A 7,634-nucleotide genomic window follows, 5' to 3' on the forward strand; every position below is an offset into this window, starting at 1 on the left:
TTTCGGTACCGCGGGCGCGGCCGAGCACACGATCAAGCTCGACAGCCCGCAGGCCGCCAAGCGCTTCAACGACCGGCTGATCAACGCCTGCATCCGTGCGCAGAGCGTGCCGCGCGCGGCCGGCAGCGGCCGCCTCACGGTGGCGATCGTCGGCGGCGGCGCCACCGGCGTCGAGCTGGCGGCCGAATTGCATGCCGCGGCGCGCGTGCTCGCGAACTACGGCTTCGACCACATCCACCCCGAGAAGGACCTGCAGATCGTGCTGGTCGAGGCGGCGCCGCGGCTGCTCTCGCAACTGCCCGAGCGCCTGAGCGAGGCGGCGGTGCGCGAGCTGCGCAAGCTGGCGATCGAGGTGCACACGAACGAGCGCGTCGTCGAGGTGACCGGCAGCAGCCTGAAGATGGCCAGCGGCAAGGTGATCGGCTCCGACCTCACGGTGTGGGCGGCCGGCGTCAAGGCGGCGGATTTCCTGCGCACGCTGGGCGGTGGCGAGGGCCGCGATCCGCTGGAAACCAACAAGCTGAACCAGCTGATGGTCAACGGCAACCTGCAGACCACGCGCGACCCGGCGATCTTCGCGTTCGGCGATTGCGCGGCCTGCCAGCAACCCGACGGCGCCTGGGTGCCGCCACGCGCGCAGGCGGCCTACCAGGAGGCGATGTACCTGGTGAAGGCGATCCCGAAGCTGCTGGCGGGCGAGACGGTGAAGCCGTTCGTCTTCAGCGACAAGGGCTCGCTGGTGTCGCTGTCGGAGTACTCGTCAGTCGGCAGCCTGATGGGCAGCCTGACGCGCGGCAGCCTGTTCATCGAAGGGCGGCTCGCGCAGTTCATGTACTGGGCGTTGCACAAGCAGCACCAGATGGCGCTGGGCGGCTTCTGGCGGATGGTGCTGGTGACGCTGTCAGAGTTCCTCGACCGGACCTACCGGCCGAAGATCAAGCTGCATTGAGCGCGGCGAGCTGCGCCGGCGTGCCGACGTTCTCCCATGCGCCGCGCCACACCTCGGCGCTGATGCGCCGCTCGCGCATGCCGGCGAACAGCAGCGGCCCGAGCGCCGCCTTGGTGCCCGGCGCGATGCCGGCGCACAGCGACGCGCGGCACAGCGCGAGGTTGGCGTAGGTCCAGCGCAGGCCGTCCGGCCCCGCGGAGTCGGCCAGCCCGAAGCCTTCGGCGTCGAGCCCGAAATCGCCCTTTGCATGGAACGCCGGGTTCGGCACCAGCCACAGGTGCGCCAGCAGCGACCCGGCGGCGAAGCGCTCGCCTTGGGCGGCGTCAAAGCGGAAGCCCGGCGCGTGGATGTCGCCCGAGACGACCCAGAAGCACTCGTCCGGGCCGTCGACCAGCAGCGGCAGCGCCTTCGCGATGCCGCCGGCCGTCTCCAGCGCACCACCGTGGTCGCGGCCTTCCATCGAGTAGCGGATGTGCAGGCCCCAGCGGCTGCCGTCGCCGAGCGCGGCCGGGATCTGCGCCTCCAGCCACGCGGTGTTGATCACCACGTCGCGCACGCCGTCGCGCGCCAGCGCCTCCAGGTGCCATTCGATCAGCGGCTTGCCGTGCACCTTCAGCAGGGGCTTCGGCGTCGCATCGGTCAGCGGCCGCATGCGCTCGCCACGGCCGGCGGCCAGGATGATGGCTCCGCGTTTCATTCGGTACCCCGCAGCAGCGATTGGCGTTCCACCCGGGCCGGCTCGAACACGCCGAGCAGCGTGTCGAGCAGCGCATGCGCCTTGGCCGAGTTGTCCGCGCCGAGGTTGCACACGTAGACGTCCAGTGTCACCGCCGCCAGCTCGGGCCAGGTGTGCACCGCGAGGTGCGATTCGGCCAGCAGCACGACGCCGGTCACGCCGCCCGGCGCCGGGAAGCGGTGGAACAGCTCGCCCACCGGCTGCAGCGCCGCCGCCGCGACGGCCGCGAGGCAGCGCCGGCGCAGCGCGTCGGGGTCGGTCATCGCGGGGTTGCCGGGGGCGCAGCCGCGCAGGTCGGCGGTGAGGTGCAGGCCTTGCATCGGCGGGATTATCGGCGGCGCCTAAAATGCGCCGCTTCCGCCCCTCGCGCCCTCACGCGACCTTCCCGAATCCAACCCAGGAGCCGCCCGGCATGACTGCCCCCGCCCACGACACCACCTTGATGGCGAACGCCATCCGCGCCTTGGCGATGGACGCCGTCCAGCAGGCCAATTCCGGCCACCCGGGCGCCCCGATGGGCATGGCCGACATGGCGGTCGCACTGTGGGGCCGTCACCTGCGCCACAACCCGGCCAACCCGCACTGGGCCAACCGCGACCGCTTCGTGCTGAGCAACGGCCACGCGTCGATGATCCTGTACGCGCTGCTGCACCTGACCGGCTACGACCTGCCGATGAGCGAGCTGCGCAATTTCCGCCAGCTGCACAGCAAGACCCCGGGCCACCCCGAAATGGGCTACACGCCGGGCGTCGAGACCACCACCGGCCCGCTSGGCCAGGGCGTCACGAACGCGGTCGGCATGGCGCTGGCCGAGAAGCTGCTCGCGAAGGAATTCAACCGCGACGGCCACGCCATCGTCGACCACCACACCTACGTGTTCCTCGGCGACGGCTGCCTGATGGAAGGCATCAGCCACGAGGCCGCCGCGCTGGCCGGCGCCTGGCGCCTGAACAAGCTGATCGCGCTGTACGACGACAACGGCATCTCGATCGACGGCAAGGTCGCGCCGTGGTTCAYCGACGACACSCCGAAGCGYTTCGMGKCCTACGGCTGGAACGTGATCGCCGCGGTCGACGGCCAGGACGTGAGCGCGGTCRATGCCGCGATCGCCGCCGCCAAGCGGGCCGACAAGCCGACGCTGATCTGCTGCAAGACCACCATCGGCAAGGGCTCGCCGAACCGCGGCGGCACGTCGAAGGCGCACGGCGAGGCGTTGGGGGCCGAAGAGATCAAGCTGACCCGCGAAGCCCTCGGCTGGAGCTACGAGCCGTTCGTGATTCCGGAGCAGGCCTACGAGCAGTGGGACAGCCGCCCGGCCGGCCTCGCCGACGAGACGGCGTGGGTCGATGCCTTCGAGGCCTATTCGAAGGCGTACCCGGAACTGGCGGTCGAGTTCATCCGCCGCATGGACCATGAGCTGCCGAAGAACTTCGCGCAGACGCTGCTCGACGCCGCGGTCGCCGCGAACGCGAAGGCCGAGAACGTGGCCAGCCGCAAGGCCAGCCAGATCGCGCTGGAGTCGTTCACGAAGGCGCTGCCCGAGCTGCTCGGCGGCAGCGCCGACCTGACCGGCTCGAACCTGACCAACACCGGCAGCACGCCGCCGCTGCGTTTCGAGGCCGACGGTTCGCCGAACGGCGGGCGCCACATCAACTACGGCGTGCGTGAGTTCGGCATGGCCGCGATCATGAACGGCATCGCGCTGCACGGCGGCTTCATCCCGTACGGCGGCACCTTCCTGACCTTCAGCGACTACAGCCGCAATGCGATCCGCATGGCCGCGCTGATGAAGATCCGCGTGATCCACGTGTTCACGCACGACAGCATCGGCCTCGGCGAAGACGGCCCGACCCACCAGTCGGTCGAGCATGCCGCGGCGCTGCGCCTGATCCCGGGGCTGGACGTCTGGCGCCCGGCCGACACGGCCGAGACGGCCGTGGCCTGGGGTGTCGCGATCGAGAACCAGCGCCGCCCGAGCGCGCTGCTGCTGTCGCGCCAGAACCTGCCGTATGCGCCGAAGGCCGAGTTCGGGGCCGGCCAGCCGCAGGCCGCGGTCGACACCATCGCCAAGGGCGGCTACGTGCTGGCCGAGCCGGGCGAGGTGGGCCTGAAGAAGAAGGCGCAGGCGGTGATCATCGCCACCGGCTCCGAGGTGCAGCTCGCGCTGCATGCGCAGCAGCTGCTCGCGAAGCCGGAGAACGGCGCGATCGCGGTGCGCGTGGTCAGCATGCCCAGYACCTCGGTGTTCGACCGCCAGAGCGCCGCCTACAAGACCAGCGTGCTGCCGCAGGGCCTGCCGCGCATCGCGGTCGAGATGGGCGTGAGCGACGGCTGGTGGAAGTACGGCTGCGCCGCGGTGGTCGGCATCGACACCTACGGCGAATCGGCACCGGCGCCGGTGCTGTTCAAGCACTTCCACTTCACGCCGGAGAACGTGGCCGACACCGTGCGTGTCGTGCTGGGCCGCTGATGAAGCGGGCGCTGGCCGGGCTGCTGCTCGGCCTGCTCGTTCCCTGCGCCGTTCATGCGGCCGAGGCGCTGCCCGAGGGCTTCGTGCTGCAGGCGGACCGGGATTCGCTTGCCTGTCTGACGCCGGCGCCGGCCGACCGCAAGCCCATCGAGTACCCCGAGGACGCGAAACGGTTCAAGCAGTCCGCGCAGGTGCGCGTCAGCCTGGAGTTCCACCACCCGGGCAAGCCACCCCGCGTCAACATCCTCACCCACGCCGGCGATTCCAGATTCGATGCGGCGGTGGAAGACTATGTGTCCGCCTATCGGTTGCCCTGCCTGCGCCCGGAAGCGGGCACGGTCACCGCGACGCAGGATTTCGAGTTCACGCCGGACGACGGGCGGCCGATCAAATGGCGCCCGTTGCTGAAGACGAACCCCGACATCCAATCGGAGAACTGCAAGGTGCAGTTTCCGGAGATTCCGGGATACCCGAGTGGGGCGGGCAGGAGCGGCAGTACCTACGCGGCCTTGCTGGTCGAGATGAAGTTTCGCGGGCCGACGCAGCCGCCCGTCGTGACGTATCCCTACAAGGATGCGACCCGTCCTTTTGTGGAGACCGTCACCCGGTGGGCATCCGGGGTGCGGATCCCTTGTCTGAAGGAGGACGAGGTCGTCACTGCCGCGCGAATGTTCCACTTTCGCATCGAAGACTCGGGCGGCATCGTCCTCAAGGACCTGAGCCTGCAGCAGCTCGTGCCGGTCATCGACAAGCTCGATGAGCACCACGTCTACTTCGACTTCAATGCGATGGGCTGCCCGTTCGAGGTGCGCATGCACCTGTATCAGCCGTTCCTGACCAACCCGGTCGGAGAGATCGGATCGAGCGACCCTCGGCGTGCCGAGTTCCTCGACTGGCTGACCAGGATCTCGCTCAAGCTTCCCTACAAGGCGCTGGGGCAGGTGTTGGGCTCGCCGATGACCGTGTCGGTGCCTTGTACCCAGCTTGATCTCCGCTGAATCCCCCGAGCGGCGACAATGTCCCGACGTTTTTTCGCAAGCATCAACTGGAGAGACAGACCATGACCATCAAGATCGGCATCAACGGCTTCGGCCGCATCGGGCGCATGGTGTTCCGTGCCGCCATCCAGAACTTCAAGGACATCGAGGTCGTCGCGATCAACGACCTGCTGGAGCCTGACTACCTGGCCTACATGCTGCAGTACGACTCGGTGGCCGGCCGCTTCGACGGCACGGTGGCGGTCGACGGCAACACGCTGATCGTCAACGGCAAGAAGATCCGCCTGAGCGCCGTGAAGGATCCGGCCGAGCTGAAGTGGGGCGAGGTCGGCGCCGACATCATCGTCGAAGGCACCGGCATCTTCCTGACCAAGGACACCGCGTCCAAGCACATCGCCGCCGGCGGCAGGAAGGTCGTGATGACCGGCCCGTCGAAGGACGACACGCCGATGTTCGTGTTCGGCGTCAACGACAAGAGCTACAAGGGCGAGGACATCATCTCCAACGCCTCATGCACCACCAACTGCCTGGCGCCGCTCGCCAAGGTGCTGAACGACAAGTGGGGCATCAAGCGCGGCCTGATGACCACCGTGCACGCCACCACCGCGACGCAGAAGACTGTCGACGGCCCGAGCAACAAGGACTGGCGCGGCGGCCGCGGCATCCTCGAGAACATCATCCCGTCGTCGACCGGCGCGGCCAAGGCCGTCGGCGTCGTGATCCCCGAGCTGAACAAGAAGATCACCGGCATGTCGTTCCGCGTGCCGACCTCGGTCGTCTCGGTGGTCGACCTGACCGTCGAGCTGAACAAGGAAGCGACCTACAAGGAGATCTGCGCCGAGTTCAAGGCGCAGTCCGAAGGCGCGCTGAAGGGCATCCTCGGCTACACCGAGGACAAGGTCGTCGCGACCGACTTCCGCGGCGACCCGCGCACCTCGATCTTCGACGCCGACGCCGGCATCGCGCTCGACAGCACCTTCGTGAAGCTGGTGTCGTGGTACGACAACGAATGGGGCTACTCGAACAAGGTGCTCGAGATGGTCCGCGTGGTCGCGAAGTAAGCGCTGCTTGCGCTGCCGGAAGGCCTCCTGCGGGAGGTCTTTTTCATGTGTCGTTCCGCTGCCGACCATCGAATCTGCACGCTCATTTGAAGCCAGTTGTCTCCATGCGTGTCAACCGATGTCCGGTTCACCCCTGGACACAAGGCTGCTGCCTACACTGGCCGCTCCGGGCTGCGCGCCCCTCCCAGGTTGTCCCATGAAGCGACTCATCGTCTCCTGCATCGCCTCGTTGCTGGCCGCGTCACTCGCACCGGCGGCATCGGCGGCCGAGCCGGCGCCTGCCGTGCACAAGATTCCCGCCGAGATGCAGGCGCGGGTCATCGTCAAGTTCAAGGCGGACTCGAGCGCGATGCGGGCGCTGTCGGTGGCGAGCGGGGGGAGCAGCAACGCGCAGGCGGCACCGCAGCAGGCACAGGCGCTGTCGCAGCGGGTCGGCCTCGCGCTCAGCGACGGCCCGGCGGTGTCGGCCCGCAGCCAGCTCGTGAAGGCGAGCGGCCTCAGCTCGGCGGACCTCGCGGCCCGCCTGTCGGCCTTGTCCGATGTCGAATACGCCGTGCCGGACGGCCGCCGCCGCGCGTTCGCGGCACCGAACGATCCGCTGTATGCCGGTGGCGCGAGCGTGTCGCCGGTCGCCGGCCAGTGGTACCTGCGTGCGTCGAGCAGCAGCGTGGTCTCGGCGATCAATGCCGAGACGGCCTGGGCGCTCACGACCGGCAGCAGCAGCGTCGTCGTCGCGGTGCTGGACACCGGCATCCGCGGCGACCACCCGGAGCTCGCCAGCAAGCTGCTGCCGGGCTACGACTTCATCAGCGACGCCGCCACCGCGAACGATGGCGGCGGCCGCGACAGCGACCCGAGCGACCCCGGCGACTGGATCACCTCGGACGAGAACGCGAGCGGCGACTTTGCCGGTTGCGGCGCCGAGGACAGCAGCTGGCACGGCACGCAGACGGCCGGCCTCGTCGGTGCGTCGACCAACAACGGCGTCGGCATGGCCAGCATCGGGCGCGACGTGAAGGTGCTGCCGGTGCGGGTGCTCGGCAAGTGCGGCGGTGCCGACAGCGACATCATCGCGGCGATGCGCTGGGCCGCCGGCTTCACGGTGCCCGGCGTCACGACCAACGCCAATCCGGCCAAGGTGCTGAGCCTGAGCCTCGGCGGTTCGGGCTCCTGCTCGCAGGCCTACAAGGACGCGATCACCGAGCTGACCACCGCCGGCGTCGTCGTCGTCGCGGCCGCCGGCAACGACGGGCTGGCGGTCAACGTGCCGGCCAACTGCCCGGGCGTCGTCGGCGTGGCCGGCGTGCGCCACACCGGCACCAAGGTCGGCTACTCCAGCCTCGGGCCGGAGGTCACGATCGCCGCGCCGGCCGGCAACTGCGTCAACACCGCCGGCGCCTGCCTGTACCCGATCCTGACG

At 69.1% G+C, this 7,634-nt stretch carries 7 protein-coding genes; 5 read left to right on the top strand and 2 right to left on the bottom strand.

The genetic code is table 11. The annotated features are described in order from the left end of the window. The coding region (locus tag AC1D12_RS18500) for an NAD(P)/FAD-dependent oxidoreductase (protein WP_477842117.1) at positions 1-949 on the top strand (949 nt) is incomplete at its 5' end. Here the strand turns inward: AC1D12_RS18500 and murU are convergent. Next, positions 936-1,646, bottom strand: coding sequence for an N-acetylmuramate alpha-1-phosphate uridylyltransferase MurU (murU, locus tag AC1D12_RS18505; RefSeq protein WP_465111415.1), 711 nt, complete (start codon positions 1,644-1,646; stop codon positions 936-938). The genes AC1D12_RS18500 and murU overlap by 14 nt on opposite strands. Next, on the bottom strand, positions 1,643-2,005 hold the full coding sequence (speD, locus tag AC1D12_RS18510) for an adenosylmethionine decarboxylase (protein WP_477825187.1): 363 nt from the start codon (positions 2,003-2,005) through the stop codon (positions 1,643-1,645). The genes murU and speD overlap by 4 nt, the downstream gene beginning before the upstream one ends. A 92-nt stretch (positions 2,006-2,097) precedes the next feature. On the opposite strand from speD, the gene tkt reads away from it, so the two are divergent. The 4 genes from tkt to AC1D12_RS18530 form a co-directional block, all read left to right on the top strand. Beyond that, entirely contained in the window at positions 2,098-4,155 is a 2,058-nt protein-coding gene (tkt, locus tag AC1D12_RS18515) for a transketolase (protein WP_477842120.1), read from the top strand. Next, a complete protein-coding gene (locus AC1D12_RS18520) occupies positions 4,155-5,153 on the top strand; it encodes an energy transducer TonB (RefSeq protein ID WP_477825189.1) in 999 nt (332 codons plus the stop codon). Before tkt ends, AC1D12_RS18520 begins: the two co-directional genes overlap by 1 nt. A gap of 62 nt (positions 5,154-5,215) precedes the next feature. Beyond that, on the top strand, positions 5,216-6,214 hold the full coding sequence (gene gap, locus AC1D12_RS18525; RefSeq protein ID WP_465111417.1) for a type I glyceraldehyde-3-phosphate dehydrogenase: 999 nt from the start codon (positions 5,216-5,218) through the stop codon (positions 6,212-6,214). A 196-nt stretch (positions 6,215-6,410) separates the two neighbouring features. Beyond that, positions 6,411-7,634: S8 family serine peptidase (locus tag AC1D12_RS18530; protein WP_477842122.1), on the top strand; the 1,224-nt coding region annotated here is incomplete at its 3' end.

Source organism: Rhizobacter sp. P1_G5, assembly GCF_056405435.1.

Bases quoted from the DNA above. Each gene is read 5' to 3' on its own strand.
- gap (WP_465111417.1), top strand. From the start codon at position 5,216: ATGACCATCAAGATCGGCATCAACGGCTTCGGCCGCATCGGGCGCATG.
- AC1D12_RS18520 (WP_477825189.1), top strand. From the start codon at position 4,155: ATGAAGCGGGCGCTGGCCGGGCTGCTGCTCGGCCTGCTCGTTCCCTGC.
- murU (WP_465111415.1), bottom strand. From the start codon at position 1,646: ATGAAACGCGGAGCCATCATCCTGGCCGCCGGCCGTGGCGAGCGCATG.
- speD (WP_477825187.1), bottom strand. From the start codon at position 2,005: ATGCAAGGCCTGCACCTCACCGCCGACCTGCGCGGCTGCGCCCCCGGC.